Here is a 22,532-nt window from a genome sequence, read left to right on the forward strand (position 1 = left end):
TGACAAAATCAAACTGTCATAAAAGTGACACGATTTTATGAAAAAGTCGCCACATTACCAAAAGAAGGTCATGACCATGTCGACGACGCCGTCCAGCACGCTGCTCAACCGCGAGCTGGGCATCCTGGAATTCAATGCCCGCGTGTTGGCGCAAGCCGCGGACCCCAAGGTACCGCTGCTGGAGAGGTTGAAGTTTATCTGCATCGTGTCCAGCAATCTGGACGAGTTCTTTGAAATCCGCATGGCGGGCCTGAAGGAACAGATGCGCGACAACGCTTCGGGGCTGACGCCGGACGGTTTGTCCTTCCAGCAGACTTACCAGCTTGTCACCGAGCGCACGCAGCGGCTTGTGGCTTCGCAGTATGACATGCTGCAGAACACCATTTTTCCACTACTTGAAAAAGAAGGTGTCTTTTTCCACCTGACCACGACCTGGACCGACGCGCAGCGCGAATGGGCGCGCGAGTTCTTCCAGCGCGAGCTGGCGCCGGTGCTGACGCCGATCGCGCTGGACCCCGCCCACCCCTTCCCGCGCGTGCTCAACAAGAGCCTGAACTTCGTGGTCGAGCTGTCCGGCAAGGATGCCTTCGGCCGCGAGGCCGACCTTGCCATCGTGCAGGCGCCGCGCGCGCTGCCGCGCGTGGTGAAGATGCCGGAGAAGCTGTCGGGCTACCCGTTCGGCTTCGTGATGCTGTCGTCGTTCATGCAGGGCTTTGTGCATGAGTTGTTCCCGGCGATCGCGGTGCACGGCTGCTACCAGTTCCGCGTCACGCGCAATTCCGATCTGTTCGTTTCCGAGGACGAGATCACCGACCTGCGCGAAGCGCTGCAGGGCGAACTGCCGACGCGTCATTTCGGCGACACGGTGCGGCTGGAGGTGTCCTCCGATACGCCGACGCCGCTGGCGCGCCGGCTGTTGCTGGAATCGGGCCTGAGCGAGCAGGACCTGTACCGTGTCTCCGGCCCGGTGAACCTGGCGCGGCTGATGCAGATCCCCGACATGGTCGATCGCCCCGCCCTCAAGTACCCGCCCTATGTGCCGGCGCCGGTGAAGGCGTTTGCCACGGGGGCCTCGATGTTCGACGTGATGCGCCAGCAGGACGTGCTGCTGCACCACCCGTACGAGAGCTTCAGCTCGGTGCTCGACCTGCTGCAGCTGGCCGCCGCCGATCCCAACGTGGTCGCGATCAAGCAGACCGTGTACCGCACCGGCAACGAGTCGCTGGTGATGGAAGCGCTGATGACCGCCGCGCGCAACGGCAAGGAAGTCACGGTGGTGGTGGAGCTGCTCGCGCGCTTCGACGAAGAGACCAATATCAACTGGGCCGAGCGGCTGGAATCGGCCGGCGCGCACGTGATCTATGGCGTGGTCGGCCACAAGTGCCACGCCAAGATGCTGCTGATCGTGCGCCGCGAGCCAACCGGTCCCAAGGCCAAGCAGGTCAAGCTGCGCCGCTACGCGCACCTGGGCACGGGCAACTACCATCCGCGCACCGCACGCCTCTATACCGACTTCGGGCTGCTGACCGCCGACGAGGCGATCTGCGAAGACGTGCACCACGTGTTCCAGCTGCTGACCGGCACCGCCGGCACGATCCGGCTGAACCACCTGTGGCAATCTCCGTTCACCATGCAGACCAACCTGGTCGAGCATATCCGCGCCGAGGCCCGCAACGCGCGCGCCGGCAAGCCGGCCCGGATCATCGCCAAGATGAATGCGCTGCTGGAGGCGTCGATCATCGACGAGCTGTACAAGGCCTCGCGCGCGGGCGTGAAGATCGACCTGATCGTGCGCGGCGTCTGCGCGCTAATGCCAGGCGTGCCGGGCATGTCCGAGAACATCTCGGTGCGGTCGATCGTCGGGCGGTTCCTGGAACACCATCGCGTCTATTATTTCCGCGCGGGCGGCGAAGAGGTGCTGTACCTGTCCAGCGCCGACTGGATGGATCGCAACCTGTTCCGCCGCGTCGAGGTAGCCTTCCCAGTGCTGGACAAGGCGCTGAAGGCGCGCGTGATCAAGGAAAGCCTGCAGGTGCACCTGCGCGACAATGCTTCCGCGTGGATCATGCAGCCAGACGGCAACTACGTGCGCAAGCAGACGCGTTCCAGGCATCCGCGCGTCAGCCAGAACGACATGCTGGCGATGTTCGGCGGCAATCCGTGAATGCTGCCTGAAAAGCAACAAGCCCCGTCATGGCGGCCGCCAAGCGGGGCTTGTTGCTTTGGTGGACCGGCGAGGCAGTCCGCTCAGGCGGCCCGGCGCGAAGAATCCGGCGCCTGCGGCGATGCCGGCACGGCGGCGGCCGCGTCGCTCAGGCTGCGCACGCTGCGCTCCAGCGGGAAGATGATGCGGAACACGCTGCCGCGCCCTTCCTCGCTGGTCACGCGCAGGTCGGCATGGTGGCGCGACAGCACATGCTTGACGATGGCCAGGCCCAGCCCGGTGCCGCCGGTATCGCGCGAACGGCTGCGGTCGACGCGGTAGAAGCGCTCGGTCAGCCGCGGGATATGCTCGGCGGCAATGCCAAGCCCGGTGTCGGCCACGGAGAACACGGCATGGCCCTCTTCCCAGCCCAGCCGCAACGAGATGCGCCCGCCGTCCGGCGTGTAGCGCACTGCGTTGGACACCAGGTTGCCCAGCGCCGACAACAGCTCGGTCTCCGCGCCGCGGAATCCCACCGTGGGGTCGATCTCGGCCGTAATCCTGTGCCGGCCTTGCGACAGCGCTTCGGCATCATGCATCAGGTGCGCAACCATTGCCTGCACGGCGACCATGTCGTTACCCGGCGGCTGCGCATCGCTTTCAAGTTTTGCCAGCGCCAGCAGGTCTTCGACGATGCTCTGCATGCGCATCGACTGCACCAGCATCATGTCGACATAGCGGCGGCGATCGTCGTCCGACACCGGCAGGTCGCGCACGGTTTCCAGGAAACCGGTTAGCACCGTCAGCGGCGTCTTGAGTTCATGCGAAACGTTGGCGACGAAGTCGCGGCGCATCGCCTCGGTGTTTTCCAGCTTGGTGATGTCCTGCGTGATCACCAACTTGCGGTTATCGCCGTAGGGCAGGATCTGGACCGCGATCACGCTGTGCTTGTGTGTGCCCATGTCGCGCATCACCAGCGGATCGTCGAAGCGCTGCCGCGTCAGGTAGTGGACGAATTCGGGCCGGCGGATCAGGTGCGTGATGCGCTGGCGCACGTCGCGGCGCGCGTTCAGGCCGAAGTGCTGCTCGGCCACGTCGTTGCACCATTCGATCTGGTCGGCATCGTCCAGCATCAGCACGCCGTTGGGCGAGGCCTGGATCGCCTGGATAAAGCGGGTGTGCTGCTGCTCGACCTGCAGTACCTGCGTGCGCCAGCGCTTGACCAGACGGTGCAGCCGGTAATACACCTCGCCCCACAGGCCCACGGCGCTCGGGATCTCGCCGTAGACGGGCGCGTCGAGCACTTTCCACAGGCGGTTGATCTGGTACAGGTAGAAGCAAAGCAGCCCGAACAGCACCGCACAGGCCAGTGCCAGCGCGGCGAGCGGACCGAGGGCCAGGTAAACGCCGGCGGCTACCACCACCAGGCTGATCAGGATGGCCGCGGAACGGGCCCAGATGACGTTCATGCGCAGGGTTCAGGCTAGCGGCCGGCAGCGGCCGCATGGGTTGCGACGGAGTGTGCCACGATTTCGCCGCGCCCTGCCAGCAGCGTGGGGAGTAGCACGGGGCGAACGGCGTCGCCCCGTGCCAGCCCGGCCTGTCAGGCGCCGGGGGCGCGCGCGAGGCGGTAGCCGCTGCCGCGCACGGTTTCGATCATATTGCTGTAGCCGCCCGGGGTCAGCGCTGCGCGCAGGCGCTTGATGTGCACGTCGACGGTGCGCTCTTCGACAAAGACATGGTCGCCCCAGACCTGGTCGAGCAGCTGCGAACGGCTGTGCACGCGCTCCGGATGGGTCATCAGGAAGTGCAGCAGGCGAAACTCGGTCGGGCCCAGGTCCAGCTTGATCGGGCCGCTGTCGTCCTCGCCGGTGACACGATGCGTGGCCGGGTCCAGCCGCAGGCCATTGATCGCCACCACGTCATCGGTCAGCTGCGGCGCGCGGCGGCGCAGCACGGCCTTGATGCGGGCCAGCAACTCCTTGGGCGAAAACGGCTTGGTGACGTAGTCGTCGGCACCGGCTTCCAGGCCCATCACCTTGTCCTGCTCCTCGCCGCGGGCGGTCAGCATGATGATCGGGATCTGGCGGGTACGGTCGTTGGCCCGCAACTCCTTGGCGAAGGTTGCACCCGACTTGCCCGGGAGCATCCAGTCCAGCAGCACCAGGTCGGGCAGCACGTCGCTCATCAGCGACAGCGCCTGCTCGGCGTTATAGGCCCGGATCGGATAGTGCCCCGCGTGCTGCAGGTTGACAGCGATCAGTTCTGCGATCGCCGGTTCGTCTTCGACAACGAGAATACTGCTCGGCATGTGTATCGTTCTCCGCAATCAGGCGGGTCAGCTCAGGGCTTCGCGCTCCATGTCCTCGCGCGAGACATGGCGGACGTCCGTCCCCTTGACAATGTAAATGATAAATTCCGCGATATTTTTGGCGTGGTCGCCGATGCGCTCCACCGCCTTGGCGATAAAGAGGAAATCCAGCGCGACCGAGATCGTGCGCGGGTCTTCCATCATGTACGTGATGAGCTTGCGCACGAAGCCGCGGAATTCCTCGTCGATCGCCTTGTCGTCCTTGACGATGCGCGCGGCCGCCACGGTATCCAGGCGGGCAAAGGCATCCAGCGCCTGGCGCAGCAGCGAGATCGCCATCTCGCCCGACAGCTTCACCTCGGCGTAGTTGATACTGTGCGCCGACGCGTCTTCCATGATGTGCTTGGTGCGCTTGGCGATCTTCTCCGCCTCGTCGCCGGCACGCTCCAGGTTGGTGATGGTCTTGGAAATGGCCATCACCAGCCGCAGGTCGCGCGCGGTCGGCTGGCGCCGGGCGATGATATTGCCGCAATCGGCATCGATCTCGACTTCCAGCGCGTTGAGCTGCTGCTCGCGCGCAATGACCTGGTCGGCCAGGTCGGCGTCGAAGTCGGCCAGCGCGCGCATGGCAACTTCGATCTGCGACTCGACCAGCCCGCCCATCTGCAGCAGCTTGGTATTGATCGCGTTGAGGTCGGCGTCGAACTGGGTCGAAAGGTGCTTGTCTGGCATGGGTTTCTCCTGGCCGCTGTTGGTATGCTACGCCCTGCGGTGACGATCGGCCTAATCAACCGAAGCGGCCGGTAATGTAGTCTTCCGTTTCCTTGCGGTGCGGCTTGATGAAGATCTTCTCGGTCTCGCCGAACTCGATCAGCTCGCCCAGGTACATGTACGCGGTGTAGTCGGAGCAGCGCGCGGCCTGCTGCATGTTGTGGGTGACGATCACCACCGTGTACTCGTCCTTCAGCTCGGCGATCAGCTCTTCGATGCGGCCGGTGGAGATCGGGTCCAGTGCCGAGCACGGCTCGTCGAGCAGCAGCACTTCGGGGCGGATGGCGATGCCGCGCGCGATGCACAGGCGCTGCTGCTGGCCGCCGGACAGGCCGTAGCCCGACTGGTTCAGCTTGTCCTTGGCTTCGTTCCACAGCGCGGCCTTGGTCAGCGCCCATTCCACGCGGTCATCCATCTCCGAGCGCGACAGCTTCTCGAACAGGCGCACGCCGAAGGCGATGTTGTCGTAGATCGACATCGGGAACGGCGTCGGCTTCTGGAACACCATGCCGACCTTGGCGCGCAGCAGGGCGATGTCCTGCCTGGCGGTCAGCAGGTTGTCGCCGTCCATGTTGATCTCGCCCTCGGCACGCTGCTCGGGATAAAGCGCATACATCTTGTTGAAGGTGCGCAGCAGCGTCGACTTGCCGCAGCCCGAGGGGCCGATGAAAGCCGTGACCTTGCGGTCGGGGATCGACATGTTGATGTTCTTCAGCGCATGGAACTGGCCGTAGTAGAAGTTCAGGTTGCGCACGTCGATCTTGGCGCGTACCGAATCAGGAATGTCGATGACGGTGGAGGTCATTGCGTTCTCTCGCTTGCAGTCAGCTTGCAGTCTTCAGGGCGGGATGGTCGTCCCGCCGCTTATTTCTTCTGGAACAGGATGCGCGCCAGGATGTTCAGGGCCAGCACGCCGATCGTAATCAGGAACACACCCGCCCAGGCCAGTTGCTGCCATTCGGTGAACGGACTCATGGCGAAGCGGAAGATGGTCACCGGCAGGTTGGCCATCGGCTTGTTCAGGTCGGAGGTCCAGAACTGGTTGGACAGCGCGGTGAACAGCAGCGGCGCGGTTTCACCGGCAATACGAGCCACCGCCAGCAATACGCCCGTCACAATGCCGGCGTACGATGACTTCACCGTGATCGACAGCACCATCTTCCACTTGGGCGTGCCCAGGGCGAAGGCGGCCTCGCGCAGTGCGTTGGGCACCAGGTTCAGCATGTTCTCGGTGGTGCGCACCACGATCGGTACCTGCAGCAGCGCCAGCGCGCAGATGCCGGCCCAACCCGAGAAGTGGCCCATGCGGGTCACCACCAGCGCGTAGACAAAGAGGCCGATCACGATCGACGGCGCCGACAGCAGGATGTCGTTGATGAACCGGATTAAGCTGGCGAGCGGCGAGCGCTGGCCATACTCGGCCAGGTAGATGCCGGCCAGAATGCCGAGCGGCGTGCCGAACAGTGTGGCCATGCCCACCATCACGAAGCTGCCGAAGATGGCGTTGGCCAGGCCGCCGCCGGCGGTGTTGGGTGCCGGCGTCATCTGCGTGAACAGGTCCAGCGACAGGCCGCCCACGCCCAGCGTGACGGTGGTCCACAGGATCCACGCCAGCCAGAACAGCCCGAAGCCCATCGCCACCAGCGAAGCGGTCAGCGCATACAGGTTGACGCGGCGGCGGCGGGCCTGCAGGCGCGCGCGCACGGCATCGGCATCGGGACGGACGGCGGGGATCGATACGGAAGACACAGCCTGGCTCGCTTGGGTCATTTGGCTCATTTGGCGCCCTCATTCTTGGCGAGTCGCAGCAGCAGCAGCTTCGACAACGCCAGCACCACGAAGGTAATGAAGAACAGGATCAGGCCCAGCTCCATCAGCGCGGCCGTATGCAGGCCGGCGCCGGCTTCGGCGAACTCGTTGGCGAGCGCCGAGGTGATGCTGTTGCCCGGCGAGAACAGCGAGGCGCTGTCCAGCAGGTTGGTATTGCCGATCACGAAGGTGACAGCCATGGTCTCGCCCAGCGCGCGGCCCAGGCCCAGCATCACGCCGCCGATGACGCCGGCGCGGGTGTAGGGCAGCACCACGTTCCACATCACTTCCCAGGTGGTGCAGCCCACGCCGTAGGCGGATTCCTTGAGCAGCACGGGGGTGACTTCGAACACGTCGCGCATCACCGAGGCGATGTACGGGATGATCATGATCGCCAGGATCACGCCCGCGCACAGCAGGCCGATACCCAGCGGCGCGCCCTGGAACAGCTTGCCGATCACCGGCAGCTGGCCCACAGTGGCCGCCAGGGGCTTCTGGAAATACTCGCCGAAGATCGGCGCGAACACGAGCAGGCCCCACATGCCGTACACGATCGACGGCACCGCGGCGAGCAGCTCGATGGCGGTGCCGAGCGGACGGCGCAGCCAGGCGGGCGACAGCTCGGTCAGGAACAGGGCGATGCCGAAGCTAACCGGCACCGCGATGATCAGCGCGATCAGCGAGGTCACGATGGTGCCGTAGATGGGCACCAGCGCGCCGTAGACATCGGCAGGAGGATCCCACTCCGCGGACCACAGGAAGCGCGCGCCGAAGGCCTCGATCGAGGGCCAGGCGCTGATCGCCAGCGAGACGATGATGCCGCCCAGCAGCAGCAGCGTCACGATGGCGGCGCCGCGGGTCAGGCCGCCGAACAGGATGTCGCCGAGCCGGCTCGGAGGCTGGACGCCGCGGGTGTCGGAGGGGATAGTCGCCATGTCGGAGAATTCAGGGTGGATCGCCGCTCCCGCCTGGGCGGGAGCGCGGTGTCGGGGCGGGAGTCAGGCTGCCCGACACCGGCCCCGCGCGAGCGCGGGGCCGGCGATACCGTCAGATCAGTACAGCGCCTTGCCCGAGGCGTCCTTCACGCTGGTCTTCCAGGTCGAGCGGATCTGGTTGACCACGCTCTCCGGCAGCGGCACGTAGTCCAGGTCGGCGGCCATGTTGGCGCCGCTCTTGTAGGCCCAGTCGAAGAACTTCAGCACTTCCGCGCCCTGCGCCGGCTTTTCCTGGTTCTTGTGCACCAGGATGAAGGTGGCGCCGGCGATCGGCCATGCATCCTTGCCCGGCTGGTTGGTCAGGATCTGGTAGTAGCTCTTGCTCCAGTCCGCGCCGGCAGCGGCGGCCTTGAAGGCATCGTCGCCAGGCTTGACCACGGCACCCGACGCGTTCTTCATGTTCACGTGGGTCATCTTGTTCTGCTTGGCGTAGGCGTACTCGACGTAGCCGATGGCGCCGTTCAGGCGCTGCACGAAAGCGGCCACGCCCTCGTTGCCCTTGCCGCCGGTGCCGCCGCCCGGCCAGTTGACCGTGGTGCCCTCGCCCACCGAGCCCTTCCAGTCAGCGCTGACCTTGGACAGGTAGTTGGTGAAGATGAAGGTGGTGCCCGAACCGTCGGCGCGGCGCACCGGCAGGATGTCCTGGCTCGGCAGCTTGGCTTGCGGGTTCAGCGCCTTGATGGCGGGGTCGTCCCACTTCTTGATCTTGCCCAGGTAGATATTGGCCAGCACCTCGCCGGTGATGGTCAGCTCGCCCGGCTTCACGCCTTGCAGGTTGATCACCGGCACCACGCCGCCGATCACCGTCGGGAACTGGACCAGGCCCTGCTTGTTCAGTTCCTCGTCCTTCAGCGGCGCGTCCGAGGCACCGAAATCGACCGTCTTGGCACCGATCTGCTTGATGCCGCCCGACGAGCCGATGGATTGATAGTTGACCTTGTTGCCCGTTGCTTTGTTGTATGCGTCGGCCCACTTGGAATACACGGGCGCCGGGAAGGAAGCGCCTGCACCGGTAATTTCCGCCGCGAACGCAGTACCCGCTACGACCATCGAAACGATGCCTGCCACGGCAGTCTTGACCAGCTTCATATGTCCTCCAGAGAACATTGGTTGGGAATGACAAATTTTTGACAAGACGAACTGTATGCTCCCCATATGACAATTCCGTGACATCTTTAAATCTTCTTGAAAGCCGCTGCCAGCTTAGGTTTCAACGCGCCCTCGATCTCTCATGGGGGTGCAATGTAACGGCGGTTAATTGCAGAATACCCAGAAAAAACGCCGGGATGAACCCGGCGTTTGCGTCACCGCTGCGGCGGATCAGGCGCTCAGCGCATCAGCCAGCGTCTTCGCGGCGCGCTCGGCCATCTCGGCCTGTTCAGCCTCTACCATCACCCGTACCACCGGCTCGGTGCCGGAGGCGCGGATCAGCACCCGGCCACGGCCTTCGAGGGCCGGCTCGACCTTGGCGCGCGCGGCTTGCAGGCCAGCGTGCGACTGCCAGTCGAATCCCTTCTGCACACGCACGTTGATCAGTGTCTGCGGGAACAGCGAGACGCCATCCAGCAGCTGCGCCAGCGTCTTGCCGCTGCGGCGCAGTGCCGCCAGAACCTGCAGCGCCGAGACGATGCCGTCGCCAGTGCTGTGGCGATCGAGGCACAGCAGGTGGCCGGAGCCCTCGCCACCCAGCGTCCACTTGCGCTTGTTCAGCTCTTCCAGCACGTAGCGGTCGCCGACCTTGGCGCGCACGAATTCCACGCCTTGGCGCTGCAGCGCCAGTTCCACCGCCATATTGGTCATCAGCGTGCCCACTGCGCCGGGCACCACCTGTCCATTGGCCTGGCGGTCGCGCACGATCAGGTACAGCAGCTCGTCGCCGTTATAAAGCCGGCCGTCGGCATCCACCACCTGCAGCCGGTCGGCGTCGCCGTCGAAGGCCAGGCCGAGGTCGGCGCCGTTGGCCTTGACCGCCTCGATCAGCCTGGCGGGCGCGGTGGCGCCATAGCCTGCGTTGATATTGCGGCCGTCCGGCTGGTTGCCGATCGAGACCACGTCGGCGCCCAGCTCGTGGAAGACGTGCGGCGCGATGTGATAGGCGGCGCCATGGGCGCAATCGACCACCAGCTTCAGGCCGTGCAGGTCCTGCTCATGGGGGAAGGTGCTCTTGCAGAACTCGATATAGCGGCCTGGGGCGTCATTGATGCGGCGGGCGCGGCCCAGGTCGTCGGAGGGCGCGCACAACATCGGCTCGTCGATGGCGGCCTCGATCTCGGCCTCGACCGCGTCGGGCAGCTTGTCCCCGTCGGCGGAGAAGAACTTGATGCCGTTGTCGTAGTACGGGTTGTGGCTGGCCGAGATCACCACGCCGGCCGACAGGCGCAGCGCGCGCGTCAGGTAGGCAATGCCCGGCGTGGGCAGCGGGCCGGTCAGCAGCACGTGCACGCCGGCCGAGGTAAAGCCGGCTTCCAGCGCAGCTTCGAGCATATAGCCGGAAATGCGGGTGTCCTTGCCGATCAGCACGGTCGGGCGGCCCTGCCCGGTCTTGGCGCCGTGCGCCAGCACCTTGCCGGCCGCATGGCCCAGGCGCATCACGAAGTCGGGGGTGATCGGCGCCTCGCCAACGCGCCCCCGGATGCCATCGGTCCCGAAATATTTGCGTGTCATTCGCTGTTCCCTTTCTGTTCTGTCCTGCGTTGCACTACCTGGCGCTCTGCGGCGCCTGCCCCGGGTGGACGGGGTGTTCAGGCTGCCGTGACGGACTCATTGCGCACGGCCCACCAGGTCTTGACCGCGTCCACGGTCTGCTCCACATCATGCACGCGTACGATAAACGCACCGCGCTCAACCGCACACACCGCGGCGGCAATGCTGGCGGCAATTCGTTGCTGTGGCGGGCGCCCGCCCAGGATCGCGCCCAGCGTGGATTTGCGCGAGATCCCCGCCAGAACCGGCAGACCCTCCAGCGCCATCCGCGGCAACTGGCCGAGCAGGCGCAGATTATGATCCGGCGTCTTGCCAAAGCCAAACCCCGGATCGAGGGATAGGCGCGCGTCGTCGATGCCGGCGGCGCGCAGCACGGCAATCCGCTCGGCCAGGAAATCCGCCACCTCGCTGACCACATCCTCGTAGTGCGGGTCTTCCTGCATGGTCTGCGGGTCGCGCTGCATGTGCATCACGCACAGCCCCGCCTGGCCCGCCTCTGGCGCCGCCAGTGCCTCCACCGCGCCCGGCATGCGGAAGCCCCAGATATCGTTGATGAGATCGGCACCGGCCGCCAGCGCGGCGCGCATGACCTCGGGCTTGTAGGTGTCGATCGACAGCGGCTTGCCGCAGTCGCGCAGCGCCTCGACCACCGGGATCACGCGCGACAGTTCATCCTCGAGCGGCAGCGCGGCCGAGCCCGGGCGGCTGGATTCGCCGCCGATGTCGATGATGTCCACGCCCTCGGCGATCATCTGCTCGGCGTGGCGCACGGCGGCGTCGCGGCCGGCGTGCTGGCCGCCGTCCGAGAAAGAGTCGGGCGTGACATTGAGGATGCCCATCACGAGCGGGCGCTGGCCAAGCGCAAAGCGGAAGCGTCCGCACTGGAAATACCGGGTCTCTGGAGTCTGCTGCAAGGTCTGAATACTCAATCAAGCGGTGCGCGAACCCGGCCGCGCAAAAGGAAAAGCCGGTGCATCAGGCACCGGCTTCAGGGTCATGCATTACACAGCCAGCATGCAGGCGTCGTCAGGTCGACGAGCTGATGCGATCAGGCCGTGGCAGGCGCGTTGGTCGGCGCCACCGGCGAGCCGCCCGGAGGCGTGCTCCCGCCACCGTTCGGGCCCGACACACCGCGCGGCGGACGCGGCGGCTTGCCGGCCATGATGTCGTTGACCTGGTCGGCGTCGATGGTTTCCCACTCCATCAGCGCGTTGGTCATGGCCTCGACCTTGTCGCGGTTATCTTCGAGCAGGCGCTTGGCCAGCGCGTATTGCTCGTCGATGATGCGGCGGATCTCGGCGTCGACCTTCTGCTGCGTGGCTTCCGACACGGTCTTCGAAGACAGCTTGCCGAACATGCCGTCCTGCTCGGTATCCACGTAGACCATGGCGCCGAGCGAATCGCTCATGCCGAAGCGGGTCACCATGTCGCGGGCGATCTTGGTGGCGCGCTCGAAGTCGTTGGACGCGCCGGTGCTCATGGCGTTGAGGAAGACCTCTTCCGCCGCGCGGCCGCCGAAGAGGATAGCGACCTCTTCCAGCATGCTGTCCTTGTACTTCGAATACTTGTCATGCTCGGGCAGCTGCCAGGTCACGCCCAGCGCCCAGCCACGCGGCATGATGGTGACCTTGTGCACCGGGTCGGCCTTGGGCAGCAGCTTGGCCACCACCGCGTGGCCCGACTCGTGGTAAGCCGTGGCCCGGCGCTCTTCCTCGCGCATGACCGTCGACTTGCGCTCCGGACCCATGTAGATCTTGTCCTTGGCGTCCTCGAAGTCCTGCATGTCGACCACGCGCTTGTTGCGGCGGGCGGCAAACAGCGCGGCCTCGTTGACCAGGTTGGCCAGGTCGGCGCCCGAGAAACCCGGGGTACCACGCGCGATCACCGAAGCGTCGACGTCGTTGCCGATCGGCACCTTGCGCATATGGACCTTCAGGATCTGCTCGCGGCCGCGGATGTCCGGCAGGCCCACGTAGACCTGGCGGTCGAAACGGCCCGGACGCAGCAGCGCCTTGTCCAGCACGTCGGCACGGTTGGTCGCGGCAATCACGATCACGCCCGAGTTGGCCTCGAAGCCGTCCATCTCGACCAGCATCTGGTTCAGGGTCTGCTCGCGCTCGTCGTTGCCGCCGCCCATGCCGGCGCCACGATGGCGGCCGACCGCGTCGATTTCATCGATGAACACGATGCAGGGGGCCTGCTTCTTGGCGTTCTCGAACATGTCGCGGACACGCGCCGCGCCCACGCCGACGAACATTTCAACGAAGTCGGAACCCGAGATGCTGAAGAACGGCACCTTGGCCTCGCCGGCGATGGCACGCGCCAGCAGCGTCTTGCCGGTACCCGGAGGGCCGACCAGCAGCACGCCGCGCGGGATACGGCCGCCCAGCTTCTGGAATTTCTGCGGATCCTTCAGGAAGTCGACCAGTTCGACCACTTCTTCCTTGGACTCGTCGCAGCCGGCCACGTCCTGGAACGTGACGGCGTTCTGGTTCTCGTCGATCAGGCGCGCACGCGACTTGCCGAATGAGAATGCGCCGCCTTTCCCGCCGCCTTGCATCTGGCGCATCATGTAGAACCAGAACACGATGATCAGCAGGGTCGGTCCGAGGTAGTACAGGGCCTGGACCAGCACGTTGGGTTCGTCATCCGCCTTGCCGGTCACCTGGACGCCGTACTTCATCAGGTCGCCGACCATCCAGATGTCGCCCGGCGAGATGATGGTGTACTTGGCGCCTTCCTTCGGCGAGACCACCAGGTTGCGGCCCTGCACGTCGACACGCGACACCTTGCCGTTCTTGGCGTCATCCATGAACTGCGAATAGGTGACGCTGTCCTGCGCACGGGGCTTGTCGAACTGCTTGAAGACGGTAAACAACACCAGCGCGATCACGAGCCAGATTGCCGCCTTTTGAAACAGGTTGTTATTCAAGGCCGAACTCCTTTGCAATTGCCTTGCCAACGGATAGCTGCATTGTAATGCAGCGCCCGCCCTCGGGGGGAAACAGCGAAACTATGACGCCGATAGCCGCGGGTGGGGCACTTTTGCCCTCTTATTTTGCCCTGGCCTGATCGGATTCAGTTAATCCACCGCCTTCAGGTAGCGCCCAAGGATAAAGGTTTCGGAAGATTTGTCGCGTGACGCCTTGGGCTTGCGCTTCGCGACCACTTTGAACTGCCGTTTGAACTTCTCCACGATCTGGCTGTAGCCGCTCCCGTGGAAACACTTTACCAGCAATGCGCCTTCCGGCTTCAAATGGGCCTGCGCAAACTCAAGGGCCAGATCGCACAAGTACTCGATCCGGGCCGAATCGGCGGAGGCCACACCTGACAAATTGGGGGCCATGTCGGAGATAACAAGGTCGATCTTGTCGCCGCCGGAGGCTTCCAGCACCAGGCTTTCGAGTTGCCGGAACACCTCTTCCTCGCGGAAATCGCCCTGGATAAAAGTGACGTCAGCGACAGGCTCCATCGGCAGGATATCGATCGCCACCACCGCGCCGTCGATCTTCCCGTCCTTGGCCCGGGTCGACGCAGCCAGCTTGTTGCGTGCGTACTGGCTCCAGCTGCCCGGGGCGGCGCCAAGGTCGACGATGACCTGCCCCGGGCGGATCAGCTTGTCCTGCTCGTCGATTTCCTTGAGCTTGTAGGCGGCGCGGGCACGGTAGCCCTCCCGTTGCGCCATCTTTACGTACGGGTCGTTGATGTGGTCGTGCAGCCACGAATGGTTGAACTTGTTCTTTGCCATGCCAGATCCAGCCTGTTGCCTGCCCCGGCACGCGGCGTGCGCCGCATGCTCAAGGTTTTTCTACTGTTTTGATGATTTTGCCGCCCGACAGTGCCGGATTGACGGATAATACGCGCCAATTCGCGCTCCGCCCGCCTGCCGAACCGGCATCTGCCGGGCCCGCCGCGCACCAAACTCCAGCGCCACCGGCGCCAACCTATGCCTGCACTACAACTGATTCCCGCCCAGCGCTCCGAACTGCGCTCCCGTGCCCATGCCCTGAACCCGGTCGTCATGGTCGGCGCCGAGGGCCTGACCCGCGCCGTACTGGCCGAAATCGACCGCAGCCTGGCTGCGCACGACCTGATCAAGATCCGCGTGTTCGGCGATGACCGCGACGCGCGCATTGCCATCTACGAAGAAATCTGTGACGCGCTGCACGCCGCGCCGATCCAGCACATCGGCAAGCTGCTGGTGGTCTGGCGCCCGGGCGAGGCACGCCTGAAGGAAAACCAGCCGGATAGCCTGGGCCGCCTTGCCCCGGCCCGCCGTGGCGGCGCCGCGCCGCGCACGGTGACGGTCAAGAAGCCCAGCGCCGCACCGAACCGTCGCCCGACCCGCAAGGAAGTGACCGTACTCGGCAACGAGCGCGTCACGGCCGGCGGCAACGTCAAGCGCGCGCGCGCGCGGCCGACCAGCCAGAAGAAGAAGGCCCTGGGCTGATCCCGCCCGCTGCTTCTATTGCGGCCACCGCCAGGTGGCCGCAGCACTCCACTCACTCCCCGGCCGAACGCGGCGCCGAAGCGCGCCACACCAGCACCAGCGCGAGCAGGCTTTGCAGCAGGTAGAAAGCACTCGACGCGCCGTGCAGCATGCCGAACTGTGCCCGGTAAGGCGATTCCGAAACCCCCAGCCCCAGCGCCTGCGCCTTTTCCTTCAGGCTCCCCATGAACGGCTGGATGCCGAAGTAGCCGACCAGTACGCAGCACAGCATGCCGAGCACCAGCCAGCGCAGGCTGCGATAGCGGTTGGCGCCGCGGCGGATCATCACGTTGCACAGCACCAGCTGCAGCACGCCGATGGTCACGCCGATGATGGCTTCGGTATGAAACAGGTGACCTGCGATCATGCCAGCCATCTCGCGGCTGGGCAGTACCGAGAACAGCGTCGGCGCCACCATGTAGCCAACCGTCCACAGGCTGCCCGCCCACACCACCGTCAGCAGCAGGAATAGCCGGTGCGGCAGCGGCGGCAGGCTGTTATAGGAAGAAGAGAACACGTGCCGGTCTTTCCGGGGGCCGGATGGCGGGCGAGCGCCATACCCGGCCCGACCGGCCTCAGATATAGCGGACGGTAATGACTTCGTACTCGCGCTCGCCGCCAGGGGCCAGCACGGTGGCGACGTCGCCTTCGAACTTGCCGATCAGCGCACGCGCGATCGGCGAGCTGACCGAGATCTTGCCGGTGTCGAGGTCGGCCTCGTCATCGCCCACGATCTGGTAGCTGACCGGCCTGCCGGACTCCAGGTCTTCCAGGTCAACGGTCGCGCCAAAGACGATGCGGCCGTCGGTATCCAGCTGGGTCGGGTCGATGACCTGCGCGGTCGACAGCTTGGACTCCACTTCCAGGATGCGGCCTTCGATAAAGGCCTGCTTTTCCTTGGCAGCGTCGTATTCGGCGTTTTCGGAAAGGTCGCCTTGAGCGCGTGCTTCGGAGATGGCATTGATCACCGCCGGACGCTCGACAGCCTTGAGGCGCTGCAGCTCTTCCTTGAGCAGTTCGGCGCCACGCTTGGTAATCGGAATGGTGCTCATGTCTTCGTTCAACAAAAAAATGAGCCGCAGCGGAGCAGGAGCCATCCTGGCAATACCTGCCAGGGCACTTCCGCTCAACCGCGGCTTTCAGACAGGACCGAAGGGCCGCACACTGCATGCACTGGTGCCAGGCCGATTCGATCGATGAATTTGACGTAGTTTAGGCCAAGAAGCCCGCCGGCATCAACACCGGCGGGCTTCCGGGCCTTGCCGTCCCTTTGACCGGACGCGAGCGCCCGGCGGGATGGCAATGTGCAGCGTGGCTTACGCCAGCGTGCCGTGCAGGCCTTGCAGGTCATAGACCTCCAGGCTCTGCATGTGCTTCAGGCCCTCCACCGCGGCGCTGGCGCCGGCGATGGTGGTGTAGTAAGGCACGCGGTTGGCCAGCGCCGAGGTACGGATCGAACGCGAGTCCGCGATCGCGCCGCGGGTCTCGTCGACGGTGGTGAACACCAGCGCCAGGTCGCCGTTCTTGATCATGTCGACGATGTGCGGACGCCCGTCCTTGACCTTGTTCACCACCTTGACCGGGATGCCGGCGGCCTCGATGGCCGACGCGGTGCCGCGGGTGGCGACGATCGGGTAGCCCAGGTCGTGCAGCATGCGGGCCACGGCAACCGCGCGCGGCTTGTCGCTGTCCTTCACGGTGATCAGCACGGTGCCCTTTTCCGGCAGGCGCGAACCCGCTGCCAGCTGGCTCTTGAACAGTGCCTCGCCGAAGGTCTTGCCCACGCCCATCACTTCACCGGTGGAGCGCATTTCAGGTCCGAGGACCGGATCGACACCCGGGAACTTGTTGAACGGGAACACGGCTTCCTTGACGCTGTAGTACGGCGGCACCACCTCGTCGGTAATGCCCTGCTCGTCCAGCGACTGGCCGGCCATGCAGCGCGCGGCGATCTTGGCCAGCTGCATGCCGGTGGCCTTGGACACGTACGGCACCGTACGCGAAGCGCGCGGGTTCACTTCGAGCACATAGACGGTGTCGACACCGTTGTTCTGCTGGATAGCGAACTGCACGTTCATCAGGCCGACCACGTTCAGCGCCTTGGCCATGGCGGCGGTCTGGCGCTTCAGTTCGGCCACGGTCTCGGCCGACAGCGAGTACGGCGGCAGCGAGCAGGCGGAGTCGCCCGAGTGCACGCCGGCCTGCTCGATGTGCTCCATCACGCCGCCGATGTACACGCGCTTGCCGTCGCTCAGGGCGTCGACATCGCACTCGATAGCGTCATTCAGGAAGCGGTCCAGCAGCACCGGGGAGTCATTCGACACCTTGACGGCCTCGCGCATGTAGCGCTCGAGGTCGCGCGGCTCGTGCACGATTTCCATCGCGCGGCCGCCCAGCACGTACGACGGGCGCACCACCAGCGGGTAGCCGATCTCTTCGGCCAGGCGCAGCGCTTCGTCCTCGGCACGCGCGGTGCGGTTGGGCGGCTGGCGCAGGCCCAGGTCCTGCAGCAGCTTCTGGAAGCGCTCGCGGTCTTCCGCGGCGTCGATCATGTCGGGGCTGGTACCGATGATGGGCACGCCGTTGGCTTCCAGGTCCAGTGCCAGCTTCAGCGGGGTCTGGCCACCGTACTGCACGATCACGCCGACCGGCTTCTCGATCGCGACGATCTCCAGCACGTCTTCCAGCGTCACCGGCTCGAAATACAGGCGGTCCGAGGTGTCATAGTCGGTCGACACGGTTTCCGGGTTGCAGTTGACCATGATGGTCTCGTACCCGTCTTCGCGCAGCGCCAGCGCGGCGTGCACGCAGCAGTAGTCGAATTCGATGCCCTGGCCGATCCGGTTCGGGCCGCCGCCCAGCACCATGATCTTCTTCTTGTCGGTCGGGTTGGCTTCGCACTCGCCATGCTCGGCCTCATAGGTCGAGTACATGTAGGCGGTGTTGGTGGCGAACTCTGCCGCGCAGGTATCCACGCGCTTGTAGACCGGGCGCACCTTGTGGGCGATGCGCGCTTCGCGCACGGCGCGGGCGTCGGTCTTCAGCAGCCTGGCCAGGCGGCGGTCGGAGAAGCCCTTCTGCTTCAGGTGGCGCAGTTCGGCGGCCGACAGGCTTTCCAGCGTGCGTGCCTTGACCAGGCCTTCGGTCTTGACGATGTCTTCGATCTGGGCCAGGAACCACGGATCGATATCGGTCTCGCTGTAGACCTCTTCCAGCGACATGCCGATGCGGAACGCATCGCCGACATACCAGATGCGGTCCGGACCCGCTTCGCCGATTTCCTCGACGATCTCGTCGCGGTCGGTCGACTTCTCGTCCAGGCCATCCACGCCCACTTCCAGGCCACGCAGCGCCTTCTGGAACGATTCCTGGAAGGTGCGGCCCATCGCCATCACCTCGCCCACCGACTTCATCTGGGTGGTCAGGTGGCTGTCCGCCTGCGGGAACTTCTCGAAGGCGAAGCGCGGCACCTTGGTGACCACGTAGTCGATCGACGGCTCGAACGACGCCGGCGTCGCGCCGCCGGTGATCTCGTTCTTCAACTCGTCCAGCGTGTAGCCGACGGCCAGCTTGGCCGCGACCTTGGCGATCGGGAAGCCGGTTGCCTTGGAGGCCAGCGCCGACGAACGCGACACGCGCGGGTTCATCTCGATGACGATCATGCGACCGTCCTTCGGGTTGATCGAGAACTGCACGTTGGAGCCGCCGGTGTCCACGCCGATCTCGCGCAGCACGGCCAGCGAGGCGTTGCGCAGGATCTGGTATTCCTTGTCGGTCAGGGTCTGGGCCGGGGCCACGGTGATCGAGTCGCCGGTGTGGATGCCCATCGGGTCCAGGTTCTCGATCGAGCAGATGATGATGCAGTTGTCCTTCTTATCGCGGACCACTTCCATCTCATACTCTTTCCAGCCCAGCAGCGATTCCTCGATCAGCAGCTCGCGCGTCGGCGACAGGTCCAGGCCGCGCTTGCAGATCTCTTCAAATTCCTCGCGGTTGTAGGCGATGCCGCCGCCCGTGCCGCCCAGCGTGAACGACGGACGGATCACGATCGGGTAGCCGGCGGTGCCGGTTTCCTGGGCGATGCGGCCCTGCACGGCCACGGCTTCGTCCATCGAGTGGGCGATGCCGGACTTGGCCGAGCCCAGGCCGATCTTGGTCATCGCGTCCTTGAACTTCTGGCGGTCTTCGGCCTTGTCGATGGCCTCGGGCGACGCGCCGATCAGCTCGACCTTGTACTTGTCCAGCACGCCGTGGCGGTGCAGGTCCAGCGCGCAGTTCAGCGCGGTCTGGCCGCCCATGGTCGGCAGGATCGCGTCGGGGCGCTCCTTCTCGATGATGCGCTCGACCACTTCCCAGGTGATCGGCTCGATGTAGGTCACGTCGGCCGTGGCCGGGTCGGTCATGATGGTCGCCGGATTCGAATTGACCAGGATGACCTTGAAGCCTTCTTCGCGCAGGGCCTTGCAGGCCTGGGCGCCGGAGTAGTCGAACTCGCACGCCTGGCCGATGATGATGGGGCCCGCGCCGATGATCAGGATGCTCTTGATGTCTGTGCGTTTTGGCATTGCACGCTCTCTTTATGGGCCGGCCCGCTTGCATGCGGGCCGTGCCGGTAATCAGGGAATCCGTCGGGATTCGAAAATGTCAGTCTGTCCGCCGCTGCGGTTAGTTCATGGTGGCCGTGGCCAGCTTGGCGCCGAAGCCGATGAACATCGCGCCCACCCCGCTCGACATGCCCGCCGACAGGCGCCGGCGGCGCCGGAACGCATCGGCCAGCGTCGCGCCCACGAAAATGATCGTGGTCAGGTAGGCGAAGCTGCATAGCTGGGCAACCACACCCAGCACGGAGAACGACAGCGCCGGATAGGCGAAGGCCGGATCGACGAACTGAATGAAGAACGAAATGAAGAACAGGATCGCCTTCGGGTTCAGCAGGCTGATCAGCAACGCCTTGCGGAACGGGTCGGACTGGTCGGCCTTGCCCACGGGCGCAGTCGCGGCCGCATCGCCGCGCGCGGCCCAGTTGCGCACCGCGCCGCGCAGCATGCTGAAGCCGATCCACGCCAGGTAGGCCGCACCGATGTACTTCACCACGTAGAACAGCGCCGGGCTGGCCTTCAGCAGCGAGGCCACGCCCGCCGCCGACAGCACCATCAGCACGAAATCGCCCAGGAACACCCCGCACGCGCCCTTGTAGCCGGCGCGCACGCCGCGCTGCGCCGCCACCGACAGCACGTACATCGAGTTCGGCCCCGGCAGCAGCACGATAAAGATCGTGCCGAGCAGGTAGGTCCAGAAATCGGTGATGCCGAAGGCGGTTTGCATGAAGGCGTTCATGGGATGTCCCTTGGTCCAGCGCTGTTCCGGTCGCGCTTACTTGCGCGCGTCGGTCATGTGCTGGATGAAGCGGTCGAACAGGTAAGCCACGTCGTTCGGGCCAGGCGAGGCTTCCGGGTGACCCTGGAAGCAGAACGCCGGCTTGTCGGTCAGCGCGAAGCCCTGCAGCGTGCCGTCGAACAGCGACACGTGGGTCACGCGCGCGTTGGCGGGCAGCGTGTCGGCATCGACCGCGAAACCGTGGTTCTGCGACGTGATCATCACGCGGCCATCCTCCAGGTCCTTGACCGGGTGGTTGGCGCCGTGGTGGCCGGCCTTCATCTTCAGCGTCTTGGCGCCGACGGCCAGGGCCATGATCTGGTGGCCCAGGCAGATGCCGAAGGTCGGGATGCCGCGCTCGATGAACTCGCGCGTGGCGGCGATGGCGTAGTCGCACGGCTCCGGGTCGCCGGGGCCGTTGGACAGGAACACGCCGTCCGGATTCAGCGCCAGCGCGTCGGCGGCGGTGGCCTGGGCCGGCAGCACCGTCACCTTGCAGCCGCGCTCGGCCAGCATGCGCAGGATGTTGAACTTGACGCCGTAGTCATAGGCAACCACGTGGAACTGCGGCTTGTCCTGCTTGCCGTAGCCTTCGCCCAGCGCCCACTCGGACTGGGTCCACTCGTACGGTTCCTTGACCGAGACCACCTTGGCCAGGTCCATGCCGGCCAGGCCGGGGAACGAGCGGGCCAGGTCGATGGCCTTCTGCACGTTGTCCTCGCCGGCCAGGATGCAGCCGTTCTGGGCGCCCTTCTCGCGCAGGATGCGGGTCAGCTTGCGGGTATCGATGCCGGCGATCGCCACCACCTTTTCCTGCTTCAGGTAGTGCGCGAGGGTGTGTTCCTTGCGGAAATTGGAGGCCAGGATCGGCAGATCCTTGATGATCAGGCCGGCGGCATGGACTTTCGTGGCTTCGACATCCTCAGGATTGACACCGTAGTTGCCGATATGCGGATACGTCAGCGTGACGATCTGCCGCGAATAGCTCGGGTCGGTGAGGATTTCCTGGTAACCGGTGATGGCGGTGTTGAACACCACTTCACCGATGGTATGGCCGGAAGCGCCAATGGAATAGCCACGAAAGACCGTGCCGTCTGCTAGCGCGAGAATGGCGGACGGAAAAGACGGTAACACGGGTAGGCTCCTGCTGGACTCACCCCGTGACCGACCAATCGACGCCTCGTGCCTCCCAGGCTGGATCCGTGACGTCGGCAGCGGCATTGCGCCGATGCGGTCGGATCCGGTTGCGGCATGCTCTTTGCATCACATCAGGTGCGAACGGCAAAGGCGGCGCGGATGGGGGCGGCGGAAGGTGGAAAGCGGTTGGCGCTAGGGTGAAGGGTTCTGAAAGCGAAACTTTCGAATTATATCCCGCGCCACCCAATTTCTCAAGTTTTCAAGGACTTGCATCACACGGGCGCCGCCGCGGGCACCCGGCCCGCCGGTGCCCGCGCCCAGGTCCGGCGGTGTGCAGACCCCGTTACGCATCCGGCGGCACGACCGCCGTCACCTCGATTTCCACCTTGGCGCGCGGCTCGACGAGGTCGGCCACCTCGACCGCCGTCATCGCCGGAAAGTGCCGGCCAATGATGGCGCGGTAGTGCTGGCCGATCGCCCCATAGGCACCGACATATTCCGCCTTGTCCTTCACATACCAGGTCATGCGCGCGATATGTTCAGGCTTCGCCCCGCCGGCGGCCAGCACGTCGACCACATTGCGCAGCGCCTGCGCCACCTGCAGGCCGAAATCGTCGGTCTCGAACTCGCACTTGCCGTTCCAGCCGATCTGGCCGCTGACAAAGAGCAGGCGGCTGCCGGCCTGGATCTCGGCCATCATGCCGTTGGCGTAGCCACGCGGGGGCGCCCAGTCGGGCGGCTGCAGGATTTTCATGGTTGATGTCCTTTTGCTTTCTGATTGATGGATCGGGAATTCGG

The 22,532-nt window shown here is 65.1% G+C and carries 19 protein-coding genes; 2 read left to right on the forward strand and 17 right to left on the reverse strand.

From position 1 onward, the window contains the following. Positions 1–37 precede the first annotated feature (37 nt). Positions 38–2,164, forward strand: a complete 2,127-nt coding sequence (gene ppk1, locus E0W60_RS21635; protein WP_133096103.1) for a polyphosphate kinase 1 — start codon at positions 38–40, stop codon at positions 2,162–2,164. A gap of 83 nt (positions 2,165–2,247) precedes the next feature. Here ppk1 and phoR read toward each other — a convergent pair whose 3' ends face one another. The 11 genes from phoR to E0W60_RS21690 all read right to left on the reverse strand — a co-directional run bounded on the left by phoR (position 2,248) and on the right by E0W60_RS21690 (position 14,480). Then, on the reverse strand, positions 2,248–3,612 hold the full coding sequence (phoR, locus tag E0W60_RS21640; protein WP_135705532.1) for a phosphate regulon sensor histidine kinase PhoR: 1,365 nt from the start codon (positions 3,610–3,612) through the stop codon (positions 2,248–2,250). Positions 3,613–3,746: 134 nt separating this feature from the next. Further along, a complete protein-coding gene (gene phoB, locus E0W60_RS21645) occupies positions 3,747–4,454 on the reverse strand; it encodes a phosphate regulon transcriptional regulator PhoB (RefSeq protein ID WP_133096101.1) in 708 nt (235 codons plus the stop codon). A 27-nt stretch (positions 4,455–4,481) separates the two neighbouring features. Further along, positions 4,482–5,186 (reverse strand): phosphate signaling complex protein PhoU, encoded by a 705-nt coding sequence (gene phoU / locus E0W60_RS21650; RefSeq protein WP_029046387.1) that lies wholly within the window; start codon positions 5,184–5,186, stop codon positions 4,482–4,484. Between the two features lie 55 nt (positions 5,187–5,241). Next, the gene (gene pstB / locus E0W60_RS21655; protein WP_022535815.1) at positions 5,242–6,030 is read right to left on the reverse strand and encodes a phosphate ABC transporter ATP-binding protein PstB; all 789 of its coding nucleotides are present in this window, start codon (positions 6,028–6,030) and stop codon (positions 5,242–5,244) included. A gap of 59 nt (positions 6,031–6,089) precedes the next feature. Beyond that, positions 6,090–6,995, reverse strand: coding sequence for a phosphate ABC transporter permease PstA (pstA, locus tag E0W60_RS21660; RefSeq protein ID WP_135706291.1), 906 nt, complete (start codon positions 6,993–6,995; stop codon positions 6,090–6,092). A gap of 5 nt (positions 6,996–7,000) precedes the next feature. Further along, positions 7,001–7,969: a phosphate ABC transporter permease PstC gene (pstC, locus tag E0W60_RS21665; RefSeq protein ID WP_018007824.1), complete on the reverse strand. Its 969-nt coding sequence runs from the start codon at positions 7,967–7,969 to the stop codon at positions 7,001–7,003. Between the two features lie 117 nt (positions 7,970–8,086). After that, positions 8,087–9,118 carry a phosphate ABC transporter substrate-binding protein PstS gene (gene pstS, locus E0W60_RS21670; RefSeq protein WP_133096098.1) on the reverse strand — a complete coding sequence of 344 codons (1,032 nt, stop codon included), beginning with the start codon at positions 9,116–9,118 and terminating at the stop codon, positions 8,087–8,089. Positions 9,119–9,349: 231 nt separating this feature from the next. After that, positions 9,350–10,693 carry a phosphoglucosamine mutase gene (glmM, locus tag E0W60_RS21675; RefSeq protein ID WP_133096097.1) on the reverse strand — a complete coding sequence of 448 codons (1,344 nt, stop codon included), beginning with the start codon at positions 10,691–10,693 and terminating at the stop codon, positions 9,350–9,352. 77 nt (positions 10,694–10,770) lie between these two features. After that, positions 10,771–11,646: a dihydropteroate synthase gene (folP, locus tag E0W60_RS21680; RefSeq protein WP_135705533.1), complete on the reverse strand. Its 876-nt coding sequence runs from the start codon at positions 11,644–11,646 to the stop codon at positions 10,771–10,773. A 134-nt stretch (positions 11,647–11,780) separates the two neighbouring features. Next, the gene (gene ftsH, locus E0W60_RS21685; protein WP_133096095.1) at positions 11,781–13,664 is read right to left on the reverse strand and encodes an ATP-dependent zinc metalloprotease FtsH; all 1,884 of its coding nucleotides are present in this window, start codon (positions 13,662–13,664) and stop codon (positions 11,781–11,783) included. 150 nt (positions 13,665–13,814) lie between these two features. Continuing rightward, positions 13,815–14,480: an RlmE family RNA methyltransferase gene (locus tag E0W60_RS21690; RefSeq protein WP_133096094.1), complete on the reverse strand. Its 666-nt coding sequence runs from the start codon at positions 14,478–14,480 to the stop codon at positions 13,815–13,817. Positions 14,481–14,678: 198 nt separating this feature from the next. Between E0W60_RS21690 and E0W60_RS21695 the strand changes: the two genes are divergently transcribed. Further along, entirely contained in the window at positions 14,679–15,182 is a 504-nt protein-coding gene (locus tag E0W60_RS21695; RefSeq protein ID WP_133096093.1) for a YhbY family RNA-binding protein, read from the forward strand. 52 nt (positions 15,183–15,234) lie between these two features. Here E0W60_RS21695 and E0W60_RS21700 read toward each other — a convergent pair whose 3' ends face one another. The 6 genes from E0W60_RS21700 to E0W60_RS21725 all read right to left on the reverse strand — a co-directional run bounded on the left by E0W60_RS21700 (position 15,235) and on the right by E0W60_RS21725 (position 22,488). Then, complete coding sequence (locus E0W60_RS21700) at positions 15,235–15,738, reverse strand: DUF4149 domain-containing protein (protein WP_133096092.1); 504 nt, start codon at positions 15,736–15,738, stop codon at positions 15,235–15,237. Positions 15,739–15,796: 58 nt separating this feature from the next. Then, positions 15,797–16,273, reverse strand: a complete 477-nt coding sequence (greA, locus tag E0W60_RS21705) for a transcription elongation factor GreA (protein WP_063238187.1) — start codon at positions 16,271–16,273, stop codon at positions 15,797–15,799. 264 nt (positions 16,274–16,537) lie between these two features. After that, positions 16,538–19,786: a carbamoyl-phosphate synthase large subunit gene (gene carB, locus E0W60_RS21710; protein WP_133096091.1), complete on the reverse strand. Its 3,249-nt coding sequence runs from the start codon at positions 19,784–19,786 to the stop codon at positions 16,538–16,540. 100 nt (positions 19,787–19,886) lie between these two features. Continuing rightward, positions 19,887–20,558 carry a leucine efflux protein LeuE gene (gene leuE / locus E0W60_RS21715; RefSeq protein WP_133096090.1) on the reverse strand — a complete coding sequence of 224 codons (672 nt, stop codon included), beginning with the start codon at positions 20,556–20,558 and terminating at the stop codon, positions 19,887–19,889. Between the two features lie 36 nt (positions 20,559–20,594). Beyond that, positions 20,595–21,731: a glutamine-hydrolyzing carbamoyl-phosphate synthase small subunit gene (carA, locus tag E0W60_RS21720; protein WP_133096089.1), complete on the reverse strand. Its 1,137-nt coding sequence runs from the start codon at positions 21,729–21,731 to the stop codon at positions 20,595–20,597. Positions 21,732–22,077: 346 nt separating this feature from the next. After that, positions 22,078–22,488: a RidA family protein gene (locus E0W60_RS21725; RefSeq protein ID WP_133096088.1), complete on the reverse strand. Its 411-nt coding sequence runs from the start codon at positions 22,486–22,488 to the stop codon at positions 22,078–22,080. Between the last annotated feature and the right edge of the window lie 44 nt (positions 22,489–22,532).

It is taken from the genome of Cupriavidus oxalaticus (assembly GCF_004768545.1).
GTDB classification, from domain to species: Bacteria; Pseudomonadota; Gammaproteobacteria; order Burkholderiales; family Burkholderiaceae; genus Cupriavidus; species Cupriavidus oxalaticus_A.

What these genes read in the sequence shown, in the direction of transcription:
- E0W60_RS21725 (WP_133096088.1), bottom strand. Translation starts at nt 22,488, where the DNA reads ATGAAAATCCTGCAGCCGCCCGACTGGGCGCCCCCGCGTGGCTACGCC.
- pstC (WP_018007824.1), bottom strand. Translation starts at nt 7,969, where the DNA reads ATGGCGACTATCCCCTCCGACACCCGCGGCGTCCAGCCTCCGAGCCGG.
- E0W60_RS21690 (WP_133096094.1), bottom strand. Translation starts at nt 14,480, where the DNA reads ATGGCAAAGAACAAGTTCAACCATTCGTGGCTGCACGACCACATCAAC.
- leuE (WP_133096090.1), bottom strand. Translation starts at nt 20,558, where the DNA reads ATGAACGCCTTCATGCAAACCGCCTTCGGCATCACCGATTTCTGGACC.
- phoU (WP_029046387.1), bottom strand. Translation starts at nt 5,186, where the DNA reads ATGCCAGACAAGCACCTTTCGACCCAGTTCGACGCCGACCTCAACGCG.
- pstS (WP_133096098.1), bottom strand. Translation starts at nt 9,118, where the DNA reads ATGAAGCTGGTCAAGACTGCCGTGGCAGGCATCGTTTCGATGGTCGTA.
- glmM (WP_133096097.1), bottom strand. Translation starts at nt 10,693, where the DNA reads ATGACACGCAAATATTTCGGGACCGATGGCATCCGGGGGCGCGTTGGC.
- phoB (WP_133096101.1), bottom strand. Translation starts at nt 4,454, where the DNA reads ATGCCGAGCAGTATTCTCGTTGTCGAAGACGAACCGGCGATCGCAGAA.
- ppk1 (WP_133096103.1), top strand. Translation starts at nt 38, where the DNA reads ATGAAAAAGTCGCCACATTACCAAAAGAAGGTCATGACCATGTCGACG.
- greA (WP_063238187.1), bottom strand. Translation starts at nt 16,273, where the DNA reads ATGAGCACCATTCCGATTACCAAGCGTGGCGCCGAACTGCTCAAGGAA.
- pstA (WP_135706291.1), bottom strand. Translation starts at nt 6,995, where the DNA reads ATGACCCAAGCGAGCCAGGCTGTGTCTTCCGTATCGATCCCCGCCGTC.
- phoR (WP_135705532.1), bottom strand. Translation starts at nt 3,612, where the DNA reads ATGAACGTCATCTGGGCCCGTTCCGCGGCCATCCTGATCAGCCTGGTG.
- carB (WP_133096091.1), bottom strand. Translation starts at nt 19,786, where the DNA reads ATGCCAAAACGCACAGACATCAAGAGCATCCTGATCATCGGCGCGGGC.
- E0W60_RS21695 (WP_133096093.1), top strand. Translation starts at nt 14,679, where the DNA reads ATGCCTGCACTACAACTGATTCCCGCCCAGCGCTCCGAACTGCGCTCC.
- pstB (WP_022535815.1), bottom strand. Translation starts at nt 6,030, where the DNA reads ATGACCTCCACCGTCATCGACATTCCTGATTCGGTACGCGCCAAGATC.